Consider the following 21,826-nt stretch of genomic DNA (forward strand, 5'->3'; position numbering starts at 1 on the left):
CCACCTCCAGGCGGCAATGGCAACGGAGGCGATAATGCACTAACAATCAGCACGGACCACTCAGTGGGGGCCGGTCACGCCCATTCGAGGAACTGGCTGATGCTGTCGACCTGATCATCGTGACGACCGTTAGGAAACTGCAGAAGCTCGGTCTTGAGCACAGCGAGCCATGGTGCCTCTCGCGGCAGAAACACACGTCCTTGTTCTATCGCATTGGCCTGGGCATACATCCGGGTGATCTTATCGGCTTTGGGCTCGCGGCGGATGGGCCGGGGAACGCATTGCGGTTGTTCCTCGATCAAAACGTCTATCAGCGACGTTCCCGATGCCTTGTCTTCAATCAGCAAGGTAGAAGGCTCCCAACGTTGCGCCGCAGCGATCACGGCGCGCTTTAGATCAGGAAATTGCAACCGGAGCCTGACGACATCGAGTAAATAGAAGTTGCCGTCCTGGATCAGCCAAGTCGTGCCGACCGAATGGTCGTTCAACTCACCAGACTTCATAGCCGTGTCCCAGCTTTGCACATATTTGTGATCGGCCTTTAGGAATGGAGCATCATCATAGGTCTGAAACCAGCCCCATTTGACTATTTCGCCATCCAGCGGAACGGGCTCCTGCTGATACTGCGCCGAAAACGGGTGACTGCCCATCGCCCGCTTCTGCGCCATCAACGCTTCGATCGTGTCACGCTGGGGATGTAGAAGCTCACCGACAGGACGATGATAAGTCCTGCCAGGGCCTACAGCGATCTTTTGGTCCTCTTCGGCAATGGCGGGAAGTGAAAGTTGCAGCCAATCCTCGCCACTTTCCATCAGGTAGCCTGACAGGTCCTCGACATGCAGACGCTGCTGGACAATGATGATGACGCCTGTGCTGCGGTCGTTGAGGCGGGTGATCAGCGTCGATCTAAACCATTCGCGCACTCGCTCGCGCCCGGCTTCTGACGTGGCGTCTTCGGCCTTGTTGGGATCATCGACGATGATGATGCTGCCGCCGATCCCGGTTAGCGTTCCACCGACCGACGTTGCATAACGACCGCCGCCCATCGTCGTACGCACGTCATGGGCAGCGGCTCTTTTGCCGATGCGTGCCGAAGGAAATGCCGACTGATACCAGGGCGCTTGCAGCACCTTGCGGGTGTCGCGTGCGAATTCGCCGGATAGTTCGTCGCCATAGCTCGCACAGATGATGCGCTCTTTGGGGTTGCGGCCGAGTATCCAGGCGGCGAAGGCAACAGACGTGCAGATCGACTTACCATAGCGCGGTGGCATGTTGATGATCAGCCGGGTGATCTTTCGCTGCGCGCACAGGGTCAGCACATGCGCTATGGCATCGACATACCAGGCGTGCACAAACTCACCGCCCGGCGAGACTTCGCGGAACGTCCGGTGAATGAATGTGCTTAGGTCTTCACGCAAGGCCAAGCGCAAGAGTTGCCTGCTTTCACTCGGGTTCATCAGGCGTCTCCCTGGGCGCAAAGCGGGTAAAGAACCCAGCAAGTGCGGCAGCATCGTCGTCGCCTAATGCTTCACCCTCGGCAGGGGGACGATCAAGCTGGCCGCTGTTGCGCATGATTGAGAGCACCGCTGCGGTTGCTTTCGGTTCGAGCTGCATCGCGTTGTTCCAAAGCTTCTTCATGAAGATTTCGCCGCGGCTTATGCGCTTTGTAGTTCCCCCCATCGAAACAGGGATCTTCTCATCGCGCATATTTTCAAAAAGCGTCATCAGGTTCTGCGACCCTCTGGGGCGCCCTTTGCGATTGGCCGTGTGGCCTTTCTCGAAGGTGCCGTCGGAGCGTCGCTTCGGCTTGCCCTGCTCATCGTCACTGGCTGACATCGTCAGCCTCCTGCTCGTCGGCAATGCCGACACGTTCTGCAGCGACCTCAGCAAAGCCGCGGCCACTATCAACATGCACGGCCATTACTCCGGTAGAGGCTTCGAAGCGGCGGATGATGGCATCGGCATAGTGCGGGTCCAGTTCGACCGTGATAGCCGTACGCTCGACCTTTTCCGCTGCGATCAGGGTGGAACCCGATCCGCCGAAGCGATCGAGGACAAGGTCATCTCGGTTGGTGCAATCGAGCAGGATATCGGCAAGCATGCCGACCGTCTTGGCGGTGGGGTGAACGTCAAGCGTTCGGCTTTTGCCTTTGGAAAAGCCACTGACGCCCGGATAGAACAGCACGTTCGCGCGATTGCGGCCGTAGCGCCCCATCTCATTATTGTTGATGTGCGGTGCCTTGCCATGCTTGTAGAGACCGATCAGCTCATGCTGGGAGCGGTACATCGATCCAAGTCGCGGCGTTTCTTTGGCCCAGACGAGCAAATTCTTTTGCACCATCCCGGCGGCCCTGGCCGCAGCGGTCAGCACATCGATATTGCGCCAGTCCATGAAGCTGTAGACCAGCGCGCCGTCCTTCAGGAACGCGGGCAGCACGCCATAGACATCATCAAGGAAATGCTGAAACTCGTCACCCGACATCTCGCCGGCGGCCATTACGAAGTCTTCGTGCTTGTGCTTTCCCTTGCCGGAGACCAGCCCCTCGATCTTGAGGTTTCAGGGTGGGTCTTCCAGCGCGACCGTTGCCAGCTGTCCCTGCAGCAGTTGCTCAAGCAGCTCCCGATCGCGGGCATCGCCGCAGGCGAGCAAGTGACGGCCAAGCTGCCAGCGATCACCCAGACGATTAATCGCCAGCGCCTTTAGGTGCGTTTCAGGTGGCTCATCGGCATCCGCGAAGGCGCCTGCGCGCGCCTTGCCGTCCATGATGTCGATTTCAGGGATGGTCCAGCCGCTGGAACTTAGGTCCAGTTCGGGTGCCTCCATCGAAATCTCGTTAAGCTCGATGATCAGCGCGTCATTGTCCCACTCGACGCCCTGCGGTAATCGGTTGTCGGCAATGGCGAGAAGCCGCAGCTGTCCTGGGGTCAGATGCTCTATTCGAATGACCGGGACGGTGGTGAGCCCAAGCATCTGGGCCGCAGCCAGTCTGCCCTCGCCAGCCACGACGACATAGTCGCAGTCCACAAGCACAGGCACCACAAAGCCAAAGTCACTGATGCTGCGCGCGAGCGCTTTCAATTTCGTGTCGGTGCGCTTGCGCAACTTGCGCTCGCGGGTTTTCAGACGCGCGATCTCGACATGCTCCACGGCAAGCGGAATGCCAGTGAAATTGCTGCGGACGGTCTTTAGGCGACGGGATGTGTTCATTGCTAAGCTCCAAGAAGAATGATCGATGTCGCCATGCTGGCGATTGGATCCGGCCCGCTCAGTGTCGCCACTGTAGTTAGCCAGAGGGGGCGTAAGCCCATGCCTCTTCTTCTCGAGTGCCCGCTAGTTACCGGCGACCTTGCAACCGCCAATGTTCGTGAACGACACTTCAATACGCCTGCACAATATCAGCCGCAAGGGGGGGTGGAGCAAATCTCATGAAAGATGCGCGAAGCCGCGATCTTTCACCTGTTAGTTGCCTGTTACGTGCCTGTTAAAAAAGTTGGCAGATGCGCGTTAAACCGCCGCCGTATCGGCGTTATGCGAGCCGCCGCACCGCCCGAGCCCCTGTTAATCGCCCAAATAACCTGTAAATCGGCCGATAACAGGCGAGACTGTACGCCAGACGGGTTCGCTCCGGACTGGTTGCTGCACCATAAATCAGACGACGCCGATTACCCCCGCGTTCTGATCCCGTTAGTCGGACCGGACGCTATATCGGAACTTGCCCGATCGTTCACCAGATCATCGAACAGGGAGCGGTAATGGATCATTGCCTGCCGCAGATCTTCAGTCCCTGCGGCGCCTCTGGCGTGGTTCGTTGCTATATCATGGGCCGCGCGATAATTCTGGACCACGGTGGGGTGGTCGACTGACAGATCGGCCGACCTCTGGTTGAAATCCGTTACCGGATAGCCGCGCGTCTCCATGATTTCGCCCAGCAAGACGTCGGCACGCGAGACCGCACCTGCAGGATCGTCGACGAACTGCGCCTGAACCTTCGTCCATGCGGTCGAGAACCGTTCGCGATCCTCGGGCGAGACCGGCCGTATATCGAATTGGGAGACTCGCTTCTCCCGCTCGTGCAACACGGCAGCAGCTTTCCGCTCGTCCCCCACGTCCTGCAGCGTGCGGGAAAATTCCTGGCCGAACCTGTTCTTCAGATCTGCGGTATCGCGTCGCTTGCGCAGCATAATGATGATCAGCGCGATGACCAGAACGATCACCAATAGGGCCAGGCCAAGCTCCAGCGGGTTGAGTGTGATCACGGCATACTCTCCTGCGAACGCGAACCGCTGCCGTCATCTTCCGGTCAGCGTCATTCGAACGGGCGGAGCCGCATGTTTGTTCCGCAGGAGCAACGCTGAGCGTTAGTAGTCGCAAGCCGCAAAGCGTTGAAGCGGCAAGAAAATCTTCGGCAACACCTTTAATGAGTTATTAATCTAGATTATGTGACGCTCCGATTCTACGGTAGCGGACTTTATCATGACTGAACGTTGGACACCCGAAGCGGCACATGCCTGGTTTGATGCACAGCCATGGCTGGTAGGATGTAATTTTACGCCTTCCTACGCCATTAATCAGCTCGAGATGTGGCAGCCGGAGACCTTCCGCCCCGACCTGATCGAATCGGAACTTCGGCTCGCCGCATCGATCGGCATGAACGCCGTTCGCGTATATCTGCATGACCTGCTCTGGGTGCAGGATGCGCCCGGCTTCCTCGATCGCGTCGATCAGTTCCTGGAGATCGCCGACCGGCATGGCATTCGCGCCATGCTCGTGCTGTTCGATTCCTGCTGGGACCCCGAACCGGCATTGGGTCCGCAGCGCGCCCCACGCGATGGTGTTCACAATTCGGGCTGGGTTCAGTCGCCGGGGATGCCGGTGCTGGCCGATGGCGGCGAGCATGGTCGGCTGGAAAATTATGTGAAGGGTGTGGTCGGCAGGTTTGGCCAGGACCCGCGCGTGCTTGCCTGGGACATCTGGAACGAACCCGACAACGGGCCGGAAGTCGCTTTGTGCGACCCGATCATGCTGAGGGCCAAGGCGCAACTGGTAGTGCCGCTGATGATCAGCGCCTTTGGTTGGGCGCGGTCGTGCGACCCCATTCAGCCCTTGACCAGCGGCATCTGGCTTGGCGACTGGTCCGCGCCCGATCTGTTCAGCCCGATCCAGCGCGAGCAGACCAGCCAGTCGGACGTGATCTCCTTCCACAATTACGGCACGGCGGAGGACTTCGTCACGCGCGTAAAGTGGCTGAAGGCGATGGGACGCCCGCTGCTCTGCACCGAGTTCATGGCCCGCCCGGCAGGCAGCACGTTCCAGGCGATCCTTCCTCCCGCCAAGGAGCATAATGTCGGCGCATTCTGCTGGGGCCTCGTCAAGGGCAAGACGCAGACGCATCTGCCGTGGGAGAACTGGGACTGCCCGCTGCCCGACGTTTCCGCCGATACTTGGTTCCACGACATCTTCGACGAAATGGGCGTGCCTCACGATCCTGCCGAAGTAGAGCTTCTGTCCGCTCTTACTGCACGCTAAGAGCGGACAACGTTTCTGCAGGGTTACAGACATGGGAATGCCGATCTGCGTCGCCGCGCTCTATAAATTCACGCCACTGGATGATTGTGCGGCGATTAAGGCAGGGCTGGAAAGCGTGTGCCGCGGGCAGGAAATCAAGGGCACGCTGCTACTGGCGCACGAAGGCATAAACGGCACCATCGCGGGTTCGCACGAGGCGATGGAGGCGGTGCTGGCGCATATCCGCGCCCTGCCGGGCTGCGCGGATGTAGACGTCAAACTCTCGCAGGCCGATACCCTCCCATTCCACCGCATGAAGGTGCGGATCAAGCCCGAGATCGTGACGATGGGCCAGCCCGACATCGACCCGCTGCAAGATGCCGGGCACTATGTCGCGCCGGAGGATTGGAACGCGCTGATCTCCGATCCCGGCACGATCGTCATCGACACGCGCAACGACTATGAGGTCAAGATCGGCACTTTTGCCGGCGCGATCAATCCGCAGACGGCGACCTTCCGGGATTTCCCCACATGGTTTCGCGAACAGCGCGAGCGCCTGCTGGGAACTGACACGCCACCCAAGGTCGCGATGTTCTGCACAGGAGGCATTCGCTGCGAGAAGTCGACTGCGTTCCTCAAGTCCGAGGGCTTGGAAGACGTCTATCACCTGCAGGGCGGCATCCTCAAATATCTTGAGACGGTGCCAGCCGAGGAAAGCCTGTGGGAAGGCGAATGCTTTGTGTTCGATCAGCGCGTCGCGGTCGGTCACGGTTTGGCGCCGGGAACGCACACGATCTGCCATGCCTGCCGCCTCCCTTTGGGGGCAGAAGATCTCGCGTCCCCACTGTATGTAGAAGGCGTTAGCTGCGGCTTCTGTCACGCCGAGCGCACCGATGCGCAGCGTGCCAGCTATGCGGAGCGGCACCGGCAGGAACAACTCAGCAAGGCGCGGGGCGAACCGCATATCGGAGCGCCGCCGAAGTAGAGCCGCTCGATTGCGGCCAAGCGGCCTCGACCTGCCCCAAATATGCGTCCAGCCGAGCACCACGGGGACGCTCTGCCCATGAGCCTTTTGCTGCACAGCGCGTTGAAATCCGGCTGCTTTTGGAGGCTGTTATGGCTGATAGAGAGAAAATCACCGATGGGCCGAACGAGCGCGCTGCGAGCGAACCTGTCGCTGGCACCGCACCCGGTATTCCCGACGAGGCGCTGACCCCCGGCAGAGACTTGCCCGACCCACCCAGCGACGAGGAAGTCGCCGAAATGGCAAGGAAGCTTGGCGCGAACGTGTCAGACGCGAAAGACTAACCCGGCGGCGCTCAAGCCCGTGCGTCCGATCACCCCGGAGGGATGCGGTTCGCGACGAGGTTGTCCACCACGGCAGGCTCCGCCAAAGTTGACGTGTCGCCAAGTGCCTGCGCCGATACTTCGCCCTCCGCGATCTTGCGCAGGATGCGGCGCATGATCTTGCCCGAGCGTGTCTTGGGCAGGCCCGGCGCGAACTGTATGGCGTCGGGCGTGGCGATCGGGCCGATTTCGGTGCGGACCCATTTCACCAGATCCTTGCGCAGATCGTCCGAAGGCTCCTCGCCAGCGTTCAGCGTGATATAGGCGTAGATGCCCTGTCCCTTGATATCGTGCGGCATGCCGACGACAGCGGCTTCGGCGACCTTGGGGTGCAGCACCAGCGCGCTTTCGACTTCCGCGGTGCCCATGCGGTGGCCCGAGACGTTGATGACGTCGTCCACGCGGCCCGTGATCCAGTAATAGCCGTCCTCGTCCCGCCGCGCGCCATCGCCGGTCGTATATTTGCCGGGATAGGTGGTGAAGTAGGTCTGGAAGAAGCGCTCATGGTCGCCCCACACCGTTCGCATCTGTCCCGGCCAGGAGCGGGCGATGAGCAGATTGCCTTCGCACGCGCCCTCCAGCACATTGCCTTCCGCGTCGACGATCTGCGGCTCGACGCCGGGCATCGGAAGCGTGGCCGAGCCGGGCTTTAGGTCCGTAGCGCCCGGCATCGGCGCGATCATCGCGCCGCCCGTCTCGGTCTGCCACCATGTGTCTATGATCGGGCAGCGGCCTTCGCCGACGACGCTATGATACCAGCGCCACGCCTCGGGGTTGATCGGCTCGCCCACCGTGCCCAGCAACCGGAGTGAAGCACGGCTGGTCGCGGTGACATAGCCGTCACCTTCCTTCATCAGCGCACGCAGCACGGTCGGCGCGGTAAATACCGTCTCCACCTGATGCCGGTCGATGACTTCCCAGATGCGCGAGGGCGTCGGCCAGTTGGGCAGCCCTTCGTACATCAGCGTTGTCGCGCCATTGGCGAGCGGCCCGTAGACGATATAGCTGTGCCCCGTCACCCAGCCGATATCGGCAGCGCACCAGTAGATGCTGCCTTTCCGATAGTCGAAGCACAGCTCGTGCGTCAGGCTGACCCAAAGCAGATAGCCGCCGGTGGTGTGCAGCACGCCCTTTGGCTTGCCCGTCGATCCGGAAGTGTAGAGGATGAACAGCGGGTCCTCCGCGTCCATCGGCTCGGGCGGGCAATCGGCCGCTACCGACGACGCGGCTTCATGATACCAGATGTCGCGGCCCGGCTGCATCGCCACGTCGCCGCCGGTCGCCTTTACCACGATGACTGTCTTCGCGCTGCGAGTGATCTCCAGCGCCTTGTCGACATTGGCCTTCAGCGCGACCGGCTTGCCGCCGCGGCGGCCTTCGTCTGCGGTGATGACGATATTGGAGTCGCAATCTGTGATGCGGCCCGCCAGCGCCTCGGGTGAAAAGCCGCCGAAGACGACGCTATGGACGGCCCCGATGCGCGCGCAGGCCAGCAACGCGAACGCCGCTTCCGGGATCATCGGCATGTAGACGGTCACCCGGTCGCCCTTCTTCGCACCCGCGCTCTTCAGCACATTGGCAAAGCGGCACACTTGCTCATGCAATTGCGCATAGGTGTAGCGGCGCGGCTCTTCCTTGGGATCGTCGGATTCCCAGATGATTGCTGTCGCGTCCGCCTGATCGGCCAGATGGCGGTCGATGCAGTTGACCGAGACGTTCAGCACCCCGTCGCCAAACCAGCGCACGCCGAAATCGCCTTCCGCAAAGCTGCTCTCGTCCGCAAGCGTGGGCGGCGTGATCCAGTCCAGCCGCTTCGCCTGCTCCAGCCAGTAAGCCGTAGAATCGGTCAATGATCGTGCATGTTCCGCCGCGCGGCTTTCTGCATTGCGCAGGGCGCTCGCGGCCCAGTTGGAAGGAACCGGAAACAGGTCTTCGGTCACTGGCGATTGTCCTCTTCTCTTCGTTCTTATCCCGCGAACCGGATGCCGATCCAGAACGTCCGGGGCGTGCCAAGGTCGATCGATCCACCCGCGTTACGAGTGACCACGTCCTTGTCAAAGATGTTCTCAGCCCGCCCGATGATCGCCAGTCGTGCGCCGATTGGCAAGCGTGCAAATGCGTCGACGGTGACGGCGCCGGGCAGCGCGTCGGTTTGCAGGTCGTCCTCATATTGCCGCGAAACATAGCGTAAGGTGGAGGATAGCGTGGCCCCCTTGGCGGGCTGCCATGCCACCGTCGCGCTGGCCGCGTGGCGGGGGCTCTGCGCGGGTGTCAGGCCGTCGAAAGCTTTGCCGGGTGCCTCCACTTCAGCATGGCTATAGGCATAGGAGGCGAGGAGCGACCATTGCCCGGTCCGCATATCGGCAGTCAGTTCAAAGCCCTTGGCGATGATCGCCGCGACATTCTGCCGCTGCCGCAGGTTCGTTCCGATCGTCACATTGGCAACCGCATTGCCGAGCCGGTTGTAGAAGGCGGTGGCGCTCAGCGTCACGCCCGCGACCGGCGTCAGGTCTGCCCCAACTTCGGCCCCCTTGAGTTTTTCAAGGCCGAGCGCCGCATTGGCTTGCGTCGTCACCGGGAATACCGCGAACGGCCGATACAACTCATTCAACGTCGGCAACCGGAACCCCGTATAGCCCGCCGCCCTGAGCGCAATCGCATCGCTTGCGTAGAAAAGAGCGCCAGCCCGGCCGCTGAACTTCCACCCGTCGCGATCCGGATAGATCGTTTCCGACGTCAGCCCACCCGCTGCGTTGCGAATCTCGAACTGCCCGTCGCTGATCGTCCAGCGATCCACGCGCGCGCCGCCGGTCAGGATCAGCTTGCCCAGCGTCCAGTCGTCTTCCACGAACAAGCCGGATGTGCTCTGCCGCCCAAAGGCATGACGCCGCGCTGTTACAACACCACTGGTGGCATTATAGGCGTCCTCGAACATGTTGCCGCTGGAAATGCGCGTGTCCGCTCCCAGCCGCAGCACATGATCCGGGCCGACCGGCGGCCGCACTTCGACCTTGCCGCCGATGCCGGTCGATGGCGTGTTGCGCTGATCCAGCGTCTTGCGAAAGCTGGTCGAACTGATGACGACATTGCTGAAGTTGCGCGCCTGCACATAGGCCAGCGCGTCGACTTGCCATGCTCCCCGCGCCACCAGCCGGATGCTCGCGTCCTGCCCCTCGCTGTTGCTGTCCGCCCCGGCGAAGCGCAACGTCCGGTCGTCGTCGAAGACCAGGGCACGCGCCTGAAGTTCCACCGTGTCGCTTACCGGCGCGACCGCGCGCAGATTCGCGGACCAGCCATCATATCGCGCCGGAACATCGGCAATGGTGCGCTGCGTCTCGGGCGACGTGTAGAAGCCGTCGCCGCGATCCCACCGCCCCGACAGCGACACATAGCCCGAACCAAGATCGGGCGAGACGCTGGCGGAAAGCTCGGTCGCATCCCGGCTGCCATAGGCCGCGGCACCGCTCATCTGCGGGAGGTCTGCGCGGGTGGCGCTTTCCAGTTCGATGGTTCCGGCCACCGCGCCCGCTCCGAACGCACCGACGCCGCCGCCTCGCGTGACACGGATGCCCGCCAGCCGCTCCGGCACGATGGCGCTGAAAGGGATATAGCCGAAGAACGGATCGGCCATCGGCACCCCGTCCAGCAACACAAGCGTCCGGCTCGACGCGTTGCCCCCCAGCGCCCGCAACGTAGCCCCTTGCGCGGAGGGATTGGCCGAGCGGCTGTCGGAACGGCGGAATTGCTGGAACCCTGCCACATCGCCCAGCGCGCTTTCCAGCCTGCCCGACGCCACCGTCTCCAGCCGCTCGCGCGTGATGATCACCGAACCATAGGCCGGCGTACCGGGCGGCAGGGGCAGGCCCTGTCCACGGACGACGATCGGCGGCGGGTCCTGCGTCTGCGCAAAGGCCGGAGCAGAGAGGGCAGCAGGCAGGAGTAGCAGAGCGGCACGACGCATCGATGTTCCTTCGCTGTGCCCTTGATCGGGACGATAACGCCCATGCCTAATGTTAGCGTGACGGAGCGCGGTCAAGCGCCGACTTATTGTCATGCCTTTAAGCCTTCATCCGTGGGGCGTCCCGATGCGGCACAGCGGAAATGGCCATCTGGTCTTCCTCGCGTGATTGGCTAAGCACAGGGCCTGGAGAATCCCAAGCCATGAAGATCGTAGACAAAATCAAAGCCGTTACCGTGCGCCAGGTCATCCGTGGCGGCCTCGGCGTAGCGCTGGTGGCGACGGCGATGCAGGTCGCGGGAATGCCCAACGGCATCTTCAAACCGGCATCGAGCGCCGCAACCCCCGCGAAATCGGCTCTGCCAAACAAGCCTGCTGCCCAGCCTGTGCCCGAACCCGTGGAAAGCCCCTTCACCGTGAAAAGGGTGCTCCAGATCGACGGACCTTTTCGTCATGGCGACTATGTCTGGGACGACGAGGGCGTTCCGGCGGGGCCGGTCGTCATCACCGTGGACCTCAAGGCGCAGACGCTCTCGGTCTTCCGCAATGGATATGAGATCGGCGCGGCGGTCGTGATCTATGGCGCGAACGACAAGCCATCGCCGGTCGGCACCTTCCCCATTAGCGAGAAGGACGCCGATCATGTCTCGACGCTCTATGACGCGCCGATGCCCTACATGCTGCGCCTGACGGGCGATGGTGTCGCGATCCATGGCAGCGACGTGCAATGGGGCAACGCCACCCATGGTTGCATCGGCGTGCCAACGGCCTTCGCCAAGCTGCTGTTCGGGCAAGTGAAATTGGGTGACAAGGTGATCATCACCGATGGCAAGATGATGGATCTTGGTGCGGCGGCACCGAAGGCTTAGCCGGCGGAGCGCGGTCGCCACAACCCCATCAGGCTCAGGGCCGCCGCGGCGGACATATAGAGGCCGACCAACTCAATGCCCTGCGTCGCCACCAGATATTGCGCGACGATGGGCGCCAGCGCCCCGCCGATGATCCCGCCCAGATTGAAGCCGAACGACGCGCCGGTGTAACGCAACTGTGTCGGGAACAGGGCGGGCAGGAATGCGCCGAGCGGCCCGTAGACGAAGCCCATCAGGAACAGCGCGAGCGCGAGGATCAGGAAGATCGCCAGCAACGATCCGCTGCCCATCGCCGTGCCGAAGATCATTCCCATCGGCACAGTGCCCAGGCAGCCGATGATCAGCACGCGGCGGGGGCTCGTCTTGTCCGCCCACCAGCCGGAAAGAACGATGCCGAGCGCCATGAACAGGATCGCGCCGAGTTGCAGGCCGAGGAACGTCTCGCGCCCTATCTTCAGCGTCGCAGTGCCATAGCCCAGCGCGAAGGCCGTCGCGATGTAGAAGATCGCAAAGCACGCCACGACCGCGAACGTCCCCGCGAGCGCTGCGCGCAGATGCCCGCGCAGCAAGTCGGCAATCGGAAGGGCAGGGGGCGGCGCTTCCTCCATGGCGGCGGCAAACTCGGGCGTTTCGGTCAGCTTCAGCCGCACCCACAGGCCAAGGATGACGAGGATCGCGCTGGCCAGGAACGGCAGACGCCAGCCCCATTCCAGGAACTGCTCTTCGCTGAGGAATGCGCCCAGCAACAGGAACAAGCCGTTCGCCGCGATGAACCCGACAGGCGCGCCCAGCTGCGGGAACATGCCGAACCGCGCCCTCCAGCCCTGCGGCGCATTTTCGACCGCCAGCAGCGCTGCGCCGCCCCATTCTCCGCCAAGGCCGAAGCCCTGTCCGAAGCGCAGCACACACAGCAGCAGCGGCGCGATCCAGCCGATCGACTGATAGGTCGGCAGGAACGCGATCAGCAGAGTCGATCCGCCCATCAGCATCAGCGAATAGACGAGCGTGGACTTGCGCCCGATCCGGTCGCCATAATGGCCGAACACCGCCGCGCCCAAAGGCCGCGCGACGAACGCGAGCGCAAAGCTTGCATATGCCGCCAACAACTGCGCGGAAGGCGAGGTGGCGGGAAAGAACAGCGGCCCGAACACGAGGCTCGCGGCCGTCGCGTAGATGTAGAAGTCGTAGAACTCGACCGCCGTGCCGATCACGCTCGCGGACAGCACGCGCTTGTGGCGCCACATCGCTTCCATGCCGCTCATGCGCGCCGACGCCTCTGGTTCAGCACTTCATAGGCCATCACCGCCGTTGCCACCGCGACGTTCAGGCTGTCCGCCTTGCCCAGCATCGGGATCTTGACCAGCATGTCGCACGCCGCCTCATAGGCTTCGGGCAGCCCCTGCGCCTCATTTCCAACAAGCAGGAACACCGGCTCCCGATACTCCACTTCCTGATAGTCTTTCGTCGTGTTGAGGCTCGTGCCGACCAACTGCCCCGCGCCCTGCCGCAGCCAGTCGATGAACTCTTCCCACCGCGCCGCGACGATCTTCTGCGTGAACAATGCGCCCATGGAGGCCCGCACGGCCTCCACCGAAAAGGGGTCGACGCAATCGTCGATCAGGATCAGCCCGCCCGCGCCGACTGCATCGCCTGTCCGCAGGATCGTGCCCAAATTCCCCGGATCGCGCAGGGACTGCGCCACGATCCAGATGTCGGCGCTTCCCCGGTCGACTTGCTCCAGCGGTGTCAGCCGGTCGCGATACACGCCGACCACTGCCTGCGGATTGTCCTTCCCGCTGATCTTGGACAGGATATCCGCCGATGTCTCGATGACGTCCCCGCCAGCCGCTTCCATCGCGTCGATCAGGTCGCGGGCGAGGGGGTGATCGGCCCCGGCATGAAACAGCATCTCGGGTAGCATGCTCGCCTCCCGGGCTTCGGTCAGGATACGCAGTCCTTCGGCCAGGAACAGCCCCTCGGCCTTGCGGAACTTCTTTTCCCGCAGCGACCGCACCCGCTTCACCAGCGGGTTGGAAAAGCCGGTGATTTCACGCGCCACCTACGGTCACTCTTCGCCGAACTTGTCCTCGACAAGGCTCACGAGCTTGCCCAGCGATTCTTCGGCTTCGTCGCCGGCGGCGGTGATGACGATACTGTCTCCCATCGCCGCACCCAGCATCATCAGGCCCATGATCGACGTGCCGGTCACTTCCGATCCGTCCTTGGCGACGGTGATCTGTGCGGGCAGGCCGCTGGCGATGGTCACGAACTTGGCACTGGCGCGCGCATGCAGGCCGCGGCGGTTGGTGATGCGGACTTCGCGCCTGATGTCGCTCATGAAGCGCTTCCCAGCAGCTCGGAAGCGACGCTGATATATTTCTGACCCGCTTCCCGCGCAGCGGCGACGGCCATGCGCACGTCCATCGCCTTGCGCGCGCTTTCCAGGCGAATGAGCATAGGCAAATTGACTCCAGCGATGACTTCGATTTCTCCTGCCTTCAGCAGCGAAATGGCGAGATTGGAGGGCGTGCCCCCGAAGAGGTCGGTCAGCAGGATGACGCCGCTGCCATCATTCACGCGATCGACAGCCGCGGAAATGTCGGCCCGGCGCAATTCCATGTCGTCTTCGGGACCGATGCAGATCGGTTCGATCGCCTGCTGCGGCCCCACGACATGTTCCATGGCCACGACGAACTCCGCCGCCAGTCGACCATGCGTTACCAGAACCAGTCCGATCATAAAATAATGCAGCCCATTTGCGTCATTGCTTAGGTTCCGGCCCTCCGGCCCGGCGCTTCTCCAGAGCGTCCTGGGGTGCCGATTCCATGTTGCGGTGCGAGACCGTGGGGGAAAATCCGGCGTTACGCAAGGCTGAGGCGACCCGCTCGGCGACATGAACCGAGCGATGTCTCCCGCCGGTACAGCCAAATGCCACGGTGACATAGGCTTTGCCTTCCTCCGTGTAGCGCGGAAGCAGCGTCATTAGCAACTGCTCGATCTGGGAAACCGCAGTCTCATAGGCCGGGTCTTCGGCGATATAGGCGGCGACTTCGGCGTCCTGCCCGGTACGGGGACGTAGCCGGTCGTCCCAATGCGGATTGCGCAGGAACCGCATGTCGAACACGAGATCGGCGTTGCGCGGCAAGCCGCGGGAAAAGCCGAAGGACAGGATCGTGAGGACCGGATCCGACAGGCGCTCGCGGCTATATCGGTTGCGGATTTCCTGCTGCAGGCTGTTGCTGTTGAATGTGGTCGTATCGAGCACGTTCGTCGACCAGCGGCGCAGCGGCTCCAGCAATTCGCGCTCGCGGGCTATGCCATCCGCCGCCTGGCGGTCCTGCGCCAGCGGATGCCGCCTGCGCGTCTCGGAGAATCGCCGCTCCAGCTCAGCACCGCTGCAATCGAGGAACAGCGTCTCTATGTCATGATCATATTTCTCGCGCAGCGCCTTGATGCGCTGGACGATTCCATTGGCGTCGAACCCGCGCGTCCGCGCATCGATGCCGATGGCGAGCGGTCGTTCTTCTTCGGCATGACCGGCCGGGAGCGGCGTCTGCAGCAGCCGGTCGAGCAACAGCAGCGGCAGATTGTCCACCACTTCCCAGCCCATATCCTCCAGCGTCTTGAGCGCCGTCGTCTTCCCCGCGCCGGAAAGTCCGGACACGAGCAGGATGTGCTTAGGATGCTGCGGGGAGGTCATCGGCACGTGTTGCCAGTCCATAGGCCCTCAACGCAAGCGCGACTTTGATCGGCGCACTGGCCTCGAAGGGGGAGAGGGGCAGGAGAGGGACGCTGATCCCCGCTATTTCCTTCGTGGCGGGCACGTCAGGATAGCGTTGGACAGGGGCCGCAAGGTCGAGGATCAATGCCAGCGGCGCATCCCGTACGGCCGGCATTTCCACGATCCCGATGCCGCGCACCTCCATCTTTCCGGCAATGTTTTCCGGAGCGGATGCGATCAGGGTGTCTCCTTTGCGTAGGATCACCGTATAATCGTCGCTAACGAGATCGGCGCCCCGGTCGGTCAGCCTGAGCGCAAGGTCGGATTTTCCGCTGCCGCTCGGGCCGATGAGCAGCACGGCGCGTCCGTCGAGCGCTACAGTCGTGCCATGAAGCGTCTCGCTCTGGCCGTTCATTCCGATGTCATGCCGGGATCGGCGAGATGCGCCATCGGCAGGCGGACGATGAAGCTTGCGCCCGACCGCGCGTCATCGCGATCGCCGATGCTGATGCGGCCCTGATGGGCTTCCAATATGCTGCGTGCGATGGCGAGGCCGAGACCGCTGTGCTTGCCGAACTGCTCGCCTTCGGGGCGGACGCTGTGGAAGCGGCGGAATACGGTCTCGCGCTCGGTCGGCGGCACGCCGGGGCCTTCATCCTCGACGCTGACCAGCACTTCGCCGTCCGCGACGGTCGCCACGATCTGCACCAGCCCACCGGGGGGCGAGAAGGAAATCGCATTGTCGAGCAGGTTCTCCAGCACGCGCGCCAGCCGCTGCTTTTCGCCGAGCACGACCGCAACGTCCTTCCGCGGGCGCGCGAACGCAATACGAACGTCGCGCTCAATCCCTCGCGCTTCGCGGGCGACGATCAGCTCTTCGATCAGATGCCCCAGATCTATCGGCTCGAAGCGGGTGCGGGAAAGCTGCGCATCGACTCGCGAGGCTTCGGCGATGTCCGTGACCAGCCGGTCCAGCCGCCGCACATCGTCCTTGGCAATGGCAAGCAACTGTGTGCGAAACGCCGGCTTTTCCACCGTTTCCAGCCCGTCCAGCGCGGACCGCAGCGACGCGATCGGGTTCTTCAACTCGTGGCTGACATCCGCCGCAAAGGCGTCGGTCGCATCGATCCGCTTGCGCAGCGCGTGGCTCATGTCCGACAGGGCACGCGCCAGCATGCCTATCTCGTCGCGCCTCTCGGGCAGGCGCGGCACCATGACTTCGCGCGCGCGCCCCAGTCGCACCCGTACCGCCGCTCGCGCCAGTCTCCTGAGCGGCAAAACGATCGTGCGAGCCAGGAACAGGGACAGCAGAGTCGATCCTAGCAACGCCACGGCCAACACCAGTCCAAGCCTGAGGCGCTCAGCCCGCACGACGCGCGTGATGTCCCGCGCATTTTCCGTGGCCAGCAACGCCTCTCCATTGCGCAGAGGCATTGCGGCGGAAACGACTGGGGTGCGATCGGGCGCATAGCGGTTCATCACTTCGCCTCGTCCGCTGTGCCTTGCCGCGATCACTTCCGGCCAGGCTTGGGCGCCGTCCACCGCGGGCTCTGCAAACCGGGGCGTCGGCGGCGCAAACACGATGCGATCGACCACGCGATCGAGGAACCGCGCGACATGCCGCTCCCATTCCTCGGTCGCCGGATCGCGCAGGATGTAGCTGGGTCCGGTCACTGCGAAGCTGTCGGTGCGCAGGCGGCCATCGCCGTCATATTGCCGGATGCGGCTTCCGGTCTTGCGTGCGAAGGCTGCGATCAGTCCGTTGTGCTGGCTCTCGGGCGTGCTTTCCAGCGCGATGCCGAGCAACTGAAGCTCTCGCAATGAGCCTTCCAGCCGCGCGTCGACGACCCGAGTCCGGTAGCTGTCGAGATAGAAGAACCCGCCGGCCAGCAGCGCGAGCGCAAAGATATTGACCGCCAGAATGCGGCGCGTAAGCGACAGGCGCCCCGACCAGCGGAGCGCGACGTCGCTTTCCTCACTCCTCGGAGAATCGGTATCCGGCGCCATATAACGTGTCGATTGCGTTGAAATCGGGATCGGTCTCCCGGAACTTGCGGCGCAGGCGCTTGATGTGGCTGTCGATGGTGCGGTCATCGACATACACGTCGTCCTGATAGGCCGCATCCATCAGCTGATTGCGGTTCTTCACCACACCGGGGCGGGCCGCCAATGTCTCCAGGATGAGGAATTCGGTGACGGTTAGCGTCACATCCTGCCCCTTCCACTTCACGCGATGGCGGGCGGGGTCCATTTCCAGCCGGCCGCGCACGATGGGCTCCGCTGCCGGCTCGTTATTGTCCGCCGAGGGTTGCGTGAGTTCCGAACGGCGCAGGATCGCCCGGATCCGCGCAATCAGCAGCCGCTGCGAAAACGGCTTGGAGATATAATCGTCCGCGCCCATCGCCAGGCCGAGCGCTTCGTCCAGTTCGTCGCTTTTGCTGGTCAGGAAGATGACGGGCATTGCACTTTTTTCGCGCAGCCGGCGCAGAAGCTCTATGCCATCCATCTTAGGCATCTTGATGTCGCACACGGCCAGGTCCGCCGGGTTCTCGATCAGCGCCTTCAGCGCGACTTCCGGATCGGAGTAGAGCCTCGTTACGAACCCTTCGGACTGCAAGGCTATCGATACCGAGGTTAAAATGTTGCGATCATCGTCCACCAGCGCGATCGTCGGGGTGTGGCTCGCGCTCATCTTTTGCGTTCCGGCTGCTGTATCACTCGATCGACCTAGCCGATGCAATGTGGCTGAGCAAGGAAGTCGACAGAGGCACCCGATGCCTCCCTGAAAGAATGTATCAACATGGATCAAGCTTCCGTACCCGGATTTGACGCCCAATGGTCAAACGCTTATGCGGATTCGGCCGGCAGAAGATAACGTGGGCGTATCAATGACCCGCATTTCCAAAGCCACAGCCTTTAAGGCTGAACATTGACATTTTAGGAGCAAGCGCGTGCAGGCGATATCCTCGTTCACCCTGGAAAATCAGGGCATCCAAACTCGTGCTGACCAATATTGGAATCTGGGCACCGCACCCCTCGTAGAAGCAGCGCTCGCCAATGGCGAAGGCATATTGGCCAAGGACGGCCCGCTGGTTGTCGAAACCGGCAAGCACACCGGCCGTTCCGCCAAGGACAAGTTCATCGTCCGCGACGCCGAGACCGAAAGCACCGTGTGGTGGGGCAGCACCAACGTTCCCATGACGCCGGAGCATTTCGCCGCATTGAAGGCGGATTTCTTCGCTGCATTGGGTGAGAAGGACAAGCTGTACGTCGCTGACCTCTTCGGCGGATCGCAGCCCGAGCATCGCGTAAACGTGCGCATCATCAACGAATTCGCCTGGCACAACCTCTTCATCCGGACGCTGCTCGTTCGGCCTACGGCTGAGGAACTGACGGGGTTCACGCCGGAATATACCATCATCGACTTGCCGAGCTTCCGCGCCGATCCTGCGCGTCATGGCAGCCGCACCGAAACCGTGGTCGCAGTCAACTTCAGCGAAAAGCTGATCCTGATCGGCGGCACCGCTTATGCGGGCGAGATGAAGAAGTCGGTGTTCGGCATCCTCAACTATCTGCTCCCGGTGAAGGGCGTGATGCCGATGCACTGCTCCGCCAATATCGGCCCGAACGGCGATACGGCGGTGTTCTTCGGCCTGTCCGGCACTGGCAAGACGACGCTTTCGGCCGATGCCAGCCGCACGCTGATCGGCGACGATGAGCATGGCTGGTCGGACACGGCGGTCTTCAATTTCGAGGGCGGCTGCTATGCCAAGATGATCAATCTCTCGCCCGAAGCCGAGCCGGAAATCTTCGCGACGACGAAGCGCTTCGGCACCGTGCTTGAGAATGTGGTGATCGACAAGGAGACTCGCGAACTCGACTTCAACGACAACAGTCTCGCGGAAAACAGCCGCGGTTCCTACCCGATCGACTTCATTCCCAATGCGTCGAAGGACAATCTTGGGCCTGTCCCAAAGACGATCATCTTCCTGACCGCGGACGCTTATGGCGTACTCCCTCCGATCTCGCGGCTGACGCCCGAGCAGGCAATGTATCACTTCCTCTCGGGCTACACTGCGCGCGTTGCAGGCACCGAGATTGGCGTCACCGAGCCGACCGCGACCTTCTCGACCTGCTTCGGCGCCCCGTTCATGCCGCGTCATCCTTCGATCTACGGCAACCTGCTGAAGGATCGCATCGCCAAGGGCGGAGTCACCTGCTGGCTGGTCAACACCGGCTGGACCGGCGGGAAATACGGCGTCGGCAGCCGTATGCCGATCCGCGTCACCCGCGCACTGCTGAACGCAGCGCTGGACGGCAGCCTCAATGATGTGGCGTTCCGCGCTGACCCGAACTTCGGCTTCGAAGTGCCGGTCGCAGTGGCTGGCGTCGATGCCAAGATCCTCGATCCGCGTCAGACCTGGGCGGACGGCGCAGAATATGACGCAACCGCCGCCAAGCTGGTCAAGCAGTTCGTCGACAACTTCGCGCAATTCGAGGAGCATGTCGATGCGTCCGTGCGGCAGGCAGCGCTAACCGCGGCCTGATCGCCCCCGAAACCTGATGCCTGAAAGGCGGGCCGGCAGGACATGCCGGCCCGCCTTTTTCGTTACGCGGCACGTCAAAGCTGCTATTGCTGATCGATCAACGGAGTATCGGATCATGGCTATGTTCGACGGCATCTTGGGTAATCTCGGCAGTCTCGACGAACTCGCAGCCAAGCTTGGCATGCCCGCAGAGTCGATCCCTGCATTGCTGGAGCAACTCGCCGCCGATATCGGATCGGGCAAGCCTGGCGTCACGGCACTTGCCGAAACTGCTGCTGCGCACGGCGTATCCGCCGACGCGCTGCAGGAGGCGCTCGCCGGTCTGGGTGGACCGGCGGGTATTCTGGGCAGCGCCACGGGGTTTCTGGACAGGGATGGCGATGGCAATCCGTTGAACGAGCTGAGCGGCCTTGCAAAAGGGCTGTTCGGCTAAGGCTCAGGGCTCCACGAGCAGGTCGTTGCCGGAGATGCCGACGACCCGCACCAGCGAGCCCTCAGTCGCGTCCGCGCCGCGGCAGGACCACACGCCGTCGCCCACCTTTACGCGACCATGGCCGCCACGGATCGCCTCCACGACTGTCACCGTCTCGCCGATCAGCCGCGCTGCGCGGTCATTGAGCAGCGGATCCTGCGATTCCACTGGATTGTTCCTGTACCAGCGCCGCCCAGCGTAAGTGGCGACCAGGCACAGGATCGCGAACAGGATCACCTGCGCCGGGACACCGATCCCGAGCATCATGGTAACACCGCCCGTCAGCGCCGCCGCGATAGCGATCCACAGCAGGAACACACCGGGCAGCACGATCTCGCCGATGCCGAAGATCACCGCCAGGATCAGCCAGATCCAATGCGGCTCAAGCGCCTGCATGTCGATCATCACGCGCCCTGCTCGAATGGCCCGCGCCGTCGTGGCGGCGTCGGGTCGGTGACGGTCGGCACATCGCCGAACGTCGCCCGCGCCAGCTCGCCGATGCCGCCCAAAGTGCCGATAAGCTGCGTCGCCTCGACCGGGAACAGGATCGTCTTGGCGTTGGGCGATGTCGCGAATCCCGAAACCGCCTCCACATATTTCTGCGCGATGAAGTAGTTGAGGGCCTGCGGATTGCCCGCGGATATAGCCTCCGACACCATCTGTGTCGCCTTGGCTTCCGCCTCCGCCTCTCGTTCACGCGCTTCGGCGTCGCGGAACGCGGCTTCGCGACGGCCTTCGGCTTGCAGGATCTGGCCCGCTTTTTCGCCCTCGGCGCGCAGGATTTCCGACGCCCGGGCACCTTCGGCATCTAGGATGTTGGCGCGCTTCTCACGCTCCGCCTTCATCTGTCGACCCATGGCGTTGACGATATCGGCGGGCGGGCGGATGTCCTTCAGCTCGACACGCGTGATCTTCACGCCCCAGCTTCCCGTCGCATGATCCACAACGGACAGCAGCCGCGCATTGATCTCGTCGCGCTTGGACAGGGTTTCGTCGAGATCCATCGACCCCATGACGGTGCGCAGGTTTGTCGTCGCCAGCTGCATGATCGCGACATAGAGTTCGGAGACTTCGTAAGCCGCCTTGGCCGCGTCCAGCACCTGAAAGAACACCACGCCGTCGACCGACACCATGGCATTGTCCTTGGTGATGATCTCCTGCCCTGGAATGTCGACAACCTGCTCCATCATGTTGATCTTGCGGCCAACATTATAGAAGAAGGCGGGGTAGAAATTGAGGCCGGGGCGGGCGACTTCGGTGAAGCGGCCAAAGCGCTCGATCGTATATTGATAGCCCTGCCGGACGATCTTGATGCTTGCGGCGAGGTAGATGAAGACGAGCAGCGCCGCCGCCAGAGCAAATGTCGTGAGCATGAATTGAGCCTCCCCGCAGACCGATAGACGCCG

The 21,826-nt window shown here is 62.6% G+C and carries 23 protein-coding genes; 6 read left to right on the forward strand and 17 right to left on the reverse strand.

The genetic code is table 11. The features are described from left to right. Window positions 1–74: 74 nt before the first annotated feature. From terL to QHC67_RS07520, 5 genes are all read right to left on the reverse strand, one after another. On the reverse strand, window positions 75–1,457 hold the full coding sequence (gene terL, locus QHC67_RS07500; protein ID WP_319292828.1) for a phage terminase large subunit: 1,383 nt from the start codon (window positions 1,455–1,457) through the stop codon (window positions 75–77). Then, window positions 1,444–1,911, reverse strand: a complete 468-nt coding sequence (locus QHC67_RS07505) for a DUF5681 domain-containing protein (RefSeq protein ID WP_319292830.1) — start codon at window positions 1,909–1,911, stop codon at window positions 1,444–1,446. Before QHC67_RS07505 ends, terL begins: the two co-directional genes overlap by 14 nt. After that, window positions 1,823–2,497 carry a site-specific DNA-methyltransferase gene (locus tag QHC67_RS07510; RefSeq protein ID WP_319292832.1) on the reverse strand — a complete coding sequence of 225 codons (675 nt, stop codon included), beginning with the start codon at window positions 2,495–2,497 and terminating at the stop codon, window positions 1,823–1,825. Before QHC67_RS07510 ends, QHC67_RS07505 begins: the two co-directional genes overlap by 89 nt. 60 nt (window positions 2,498–2,557) lie before the next feature. Further along, window positions 2,558–3,208, reverse strand: a complete 651-nt coding sequence (locus QHC67_RS07515; protein ID WP_319292834.1) for a ParB/Srx family N-terminal domain-containing protein — start codon at window positions 3,206–3,208, stop codon at window positions 2,558–2,560. 455 nt (window positions 3,209–3,663) lie between these two features. Further along, entirely contained in the window at window positions 3,664–4,257 is a 594-nt protein-coding gene (locus QHC67_RS07520) for a hypothetical protein (protein ID WP_319292836.1), read from the reverse strand. A 217-nt stretch (window positions 4,258–4,474) separates the two neighbouring features. Here QHC67_RS07520 and QHC67_RS07525 point away from each other — a divergent pair, with 217 nt between their 5' ends. From QHC67_RS07525 to QHC67_RS07535, 3 genes are all read left to right on the forward strand, one after another. Then, complete coding sequence (locus QHC67_RS07525; protein WP_319292838.1) at window positions 4,475–5,527, forward strand: cellulase family glycosylhydrolase; 1,053 nt, start codon at window positions 4,475–4,477, stop codon at window positions 5,525–5,527. Between the two features lie 31 nt (window positions 5,528–5,558). Then, window positions 5,559–6,491 (forward strand): rhodanese-related sulfurtransferase, encoded by a 933-nt coding sequence (locus tag QHC67_RS07530; RefSeq protein WP_319292840.1) that lies wholly within the window; start codon window positions 5,559–5,561, stop codon window positions 6,489–6,491. A gap of 131 nt (window positions 6,492–6,622) precedes the next feature. Next, a complete protein-coding gene (locus QHC67_RS07535) occupies window positions 6,623–6,814 on the forward strand; it encodes a hypothetical protein (RefSeq protein ID WP_319292843.1) in 192 nt (63 codons plus the stop codon). Between the two features lie 29 nt (window positions 6,815–6,843). Here the strand turns inward: QHC67_RS07535 and acs are convergent, their stop codons facing one another. Further along, on the reverse strand, window positions 6,844–8,793 hold the full coding sequence (gene acs, locus QHC67_RS07540; protein ID WP_319292845.1) for an acetate--CoA ligase: 1,950 nt from the start codon (window positions 8,791–8,793) through the stop codon (window positions 6,844–6,846). Between the two features lie 26 nt (window positions 8,794–8,819). After that, window positions 8,820–10,814, reverse strand: a complete 1,995-nt coding sequence (locus tag QHC67_RS07545; RefSeq protein ID WP_319292847.1) for a TonB-dependent receptor — start codon at window positions 10,812–10,814, stop codon at window positions 8,820–8,822. A gap of 200 nt (window positions 10,815–11,014) precedes the next feature. Here QHC67_RS07545 and QHC67_RS07550 point away from each other — a divergent pair, with 200 nt between their 5' ends. Further along, complete coding sequence (locus QHC67_RS07550; RefSeq protein WP_319292849.1) at window positions 11,015–11,680, forward strand: L,D-transpeptidase family protein; 666 nt, start codon at window positions 11,015–11,017, stop codon at window positions 11,678–11,680. Here QHC67_RS07550 and QHC67_RS07555 read toward each other — a convergent pair. The 8 genes from QHC67_RS07555 to QHC67_RS07590 are packed head-to-tail and all read right to left on the reverse strand — an operon-like array spanning window position 11,677 to window position 18,093. Next, a complete protein-coding gene (locus QHC67_RS07555; protein ID WP_319292851.1) occupies window positions 11,677–12,942 on the reverse strand; it encodes an MFS transporter in 1,266 nt (421 codons plus the stop codon). The genes QHC67_RS07550 and QHC67_RS07555 overlap by 4 nt on opposite strands. Continuing rightward, on the reverse strand, window positions 12,939–13,739 hold the full coding sequence (locus QHC67_RS07560) for an RNA methyltransferase (RefSeq protein ID WP_319292852.1): 801 nt from the start codon (window positions 13,737–13,739) through the stop codon (window positions 12,939–12,941). The genes QHC67_RS07555 and QHC67_RS07560 overlap by 4 nt, the downstream gene beginning before the upstream one ends. A 6-nt stretch (window positions 13,740–13,745) precedes the next feature. Next, window positions 13,746–14,018 (reverse strand): HPr family phosphocarrier protein, encoded by a 273-nt coding sequence (locus QHC67_RS07565; RefSeq protein ID WP_319292854.1) that lies wholly within the window; start codon window positions 14,016–14,018, stop codon window positions 13,746–13,748. Continuing rightward, the gene (locus tag QHC67_RS07570; RefSeq protein WP_319292856.1) at window positions 14,015–14,419 is read right to left on the reverse strand and encodes a PTS sugar transporter subunit IIA; all 405 of its coding nucleotides are present in this window, start codon (window positions 14,417–14,419) and stop codon (window positions 14,015–14,017) included. Before QHC67_RS07570 ends, QHC67_RS07565 begins: the two co-directional genes overlap by 4 nt. 22 nt (window positions 14,420–14,441) lie before the next feature. Further along, on the reverse strand, window positions 14,442–15,380 hold the full coding sequence (gene rapZ / locus QHC67_RS07575) for an RNase adapter RapZ (RefSeq protein WP_319292858.1): 939 nt from the start codon (window positions 15,378–15,380) through the stop codon (window positions 14,442–14,444). Beyond that, complete coding sequence (locus QHC67_RS07580; protein ID WP_319292860.1) at window positions 15,358–15,816, reverse strand: HPr kinase/phosphatase C-terminal domain-containing protein; 459 nt, start codon at window positions 15,814–15,816, stop codon at window positions 15,358–15,360. Before QHC67_RS07580 ends, rapZ begins: the two co-directional genes overlap by 23 nt. After that, window positions 15,813–17,408 carry a sensor histidine kinase gene (locus QHC67_RS07585; RefSeq protein ID WP_319292862.1) on the reverse strand — a complete coding sequence of 532 codons (1,596 nt, stop codon included), beginning with the start codon at window positions 17,406–17,408 and terminating at the stop codon, window positions 15,813–15,815. Before QHC67_RS07585 ends, QHC67_RS07580 begins: the two co-directional genes overlap by 4 nt. Then, on the reverse strand, window positions 17,377–18,093 hold the full coding sequence (locus tag QHC67_RS07590; protein WP_319292864.1) for a response regulator transcription factor: 717 nt from the start codon (window positions 18,091–18,093) through the stop codon (window positions 17,377–17,379). The genes QHC67_RS07585 and QHC67_RS07590 overlap by 32 nt, the downstream gene beginning before the upstream one ends. Before the next feature lie 259 nt (window positions 18,094–18,352). Here QHC67_RS07590 and QHC67_RS07595 point away from each other — a divergent pair, with 259 nt between their 5' ends. Both QHC67_RS07595 and QHC67_RS07600 read left to right on the forward strand, forming a co-directional pair. After that, window positions 18,353–19,948, forward strand: coding sequence for a phosphoenolpyruvate carboxykinase (locus QHC67_RS07595; RefSeq protein ID WP_319292866.1), 1,596 nt, complete (start codon window positions 18,353–18,355; stop codon window positions 19,946–19,948). A 115-nt stretch (window positions 19,949–20,063) separates the two neighbouring features. Then, entirely contained in the window at window positions 20,064–20,381 is a 318-nt protein-coding gene (locus tag QHC67_RS07600) for a hypothetical protein (protein WP_319292868.1), read from the forward strand. Window positions 20,382–20,384: 3 nt separating this feature from the next. Here the strand turns inward: QHC67_RS07600 and QHC67_RS07605 are convergent, their stop codons facing one another. Next, window positions 20,385–20,825 (reverse strand): NfeD family protein, encoded by a 441-nt coding sequence (locus QHC67_RS07605; RefSeq protein ID WP_319293029.1) that lies wholly within the window; start codon window positions 20,823–20,825, stop codon window positions 20,385–20,387. Then, a complete protein-coding gene (locus QHC67_RS07610) occupies window positions 20,825–21,793 on the reverse strand; it encodes an SPFH domain-containing protein (RefSeq protein ID WP_319292870.1) in 969 nt (322 codons plus the stop codon). The genes QHC67_RS07605 and QHC67_RS07610 overlap by 1 nt, the downstream gene beginning before the upstream one ends. Window positions 21,794–21,826: the final 33 nt, after the last annotated feature.

Origin of the sequence: Sphingobium sp. (genome assembly GCF_033795625.1) — a bacterium.
Taxonomy (GTDB): domain Bacteria; phylum Pseudomonadota; class Alphaproteobacteria; order Sphingomonadales; family Sphingomonadaceae; genus Sphingobium.

Excerpts from the sequence above, each read along its gene's own strand:
- terL (WP_319292828.1), bottom strand. The coding sequence starts at position 1,457 with ATGAACCCGAGTGAAAGCAGGCAACTCTTGCGCTTGGCCTTGCGTGAA.
- QHC67_RS07505 (WP_319292830.1), bottom strand. The coding sequence starts at position 1,911 with ATGTTGATAGTGGCCGCGGCTTTGCTGAGGTCGCTGCAGAACGTGTCG.
- QHC67_RS07510 (WP_319292832.1), bottom strand. The coding sequence starts at position 2,497 with ATGGCCGCCGGCGAGATGTCGGGTGACGAGTTTCAGCATTTCCTTGAT.
- QHC67_RS07515 (WP_319292834.1), bottom strand. The coding sequence starts at position 3,208 with ATGAACACATCCCGTCGCCTAAAGACCGTCCGCAGCAATTTCACTGGC.
- QHC67_RS07525 (WP_319292838.1), top strand. The coding sequence starts at position 4,475 with ATGACTGAACGTTGGACACCCGAAGCGGCACATGCCTGGTTTGATGCA.
- QHC67_RS07530 (WP_319292840.1), top strand. The coding sequence starts at position 5,559 with ATGGGAATGCCGATCTGCGTCGCCGCGCTCTATAAATTCACGCCACTG.
- QHC67_RS07535 (WP_319292843.1), top strand. The coding sequence starts at position 6,623 with ATGGCTGATAGAGAGAAAATCACCGATGGGCCGAACGAGCGCGCTGCG.
- QHC67_RS07545 (WP_319292847.1), bottom strand. The coding sequence starts at position 10,814 with ATGCGTCGTGCCGCTCTGCTACTCCTGCCTGCTGCCCTCTCTGCTCCG.
- QHC67_RS07550 (WP_319292849.1), top strand. The coding sequence starts at position 11,015 with ATGAAGATCGTAGACAAAATCAAAGCCGTTACCGTGCGCCAGGTCATC.
- QHC67_RS07555 (WP_319292851.1), bottom strand. The coding sequence starts at position 12,942 with ATGAGCGGCATGGAAGCGATGTGGCGCCACAAGCGCGTGCTGTCCGCG.
- QHC67_RS07565 (WP_319292854.1), bottom strand. The coding sequence starts at position 14,018 with ATGAGCGACATCAGGCGCGAAGTCCGCATCACCAACCGCCGCGGCCTG.
- QHC67_RS07570 (WP_319292856.1), bottom strand. The coding sequence starts at position 14,419 with ATGATCGGACTGGTTCTGGTAACGCATGGTCGACTGGCGGCGGAGTTC.
- rapZ (WP_319292858.1), bottom strand. The coding sequence starts at position 15,380 with ATGACCTCCCCGCAGCATCCTAAGCACATCCTGCTCGTGTCCGGACTT.
- QHC67_RS07580 (WP_319292860.1), bottom strand. The coding sequence starts at position 15,816 with ATGAACGGCCAGAGCGAGACGCTTCATGGCACGACTGTAGCGCTCGAC.
- QHC67_RS07585 (WP_319292862.1), bottom strand. The coding sequence starts at position 17,408 with ATGGCGCCGGATACCGATTCTCCGAGGAGTGAGGAAAGCGACGTCGCG.
- QHC67_RS07590 (WP_319292864.1), bottom strand. The coding sequence starts at position 18,093 with ATGAGCGCGAGCCACACCCCGACGATCGCGCTGGTGGACGATGATCGC.
- QHC67_RS07600 (WP_319292868.1), top strand. The coding sequence starts at position 20,064 with ATGGCTATGTTCGACGGCATCTTGGGTAATCTCGGCAGTCTCGACGAA.
- QHC67_RS07605 (WP_319293029.1), bottom strand. The coding sequence starts at position 20,825 with ATGATCGACATGCAGGCGCTTGAGCCGCATTGGATCTGGCTGATCCTG.
- QHC67_RS07610 (WP_319292870.1), bottom strand. The coding sequence starts at position 21,793 with ATGCTCACGACATTTGCTCTGGCGGCGGCGCTGCTCGTCTTCATCTAC.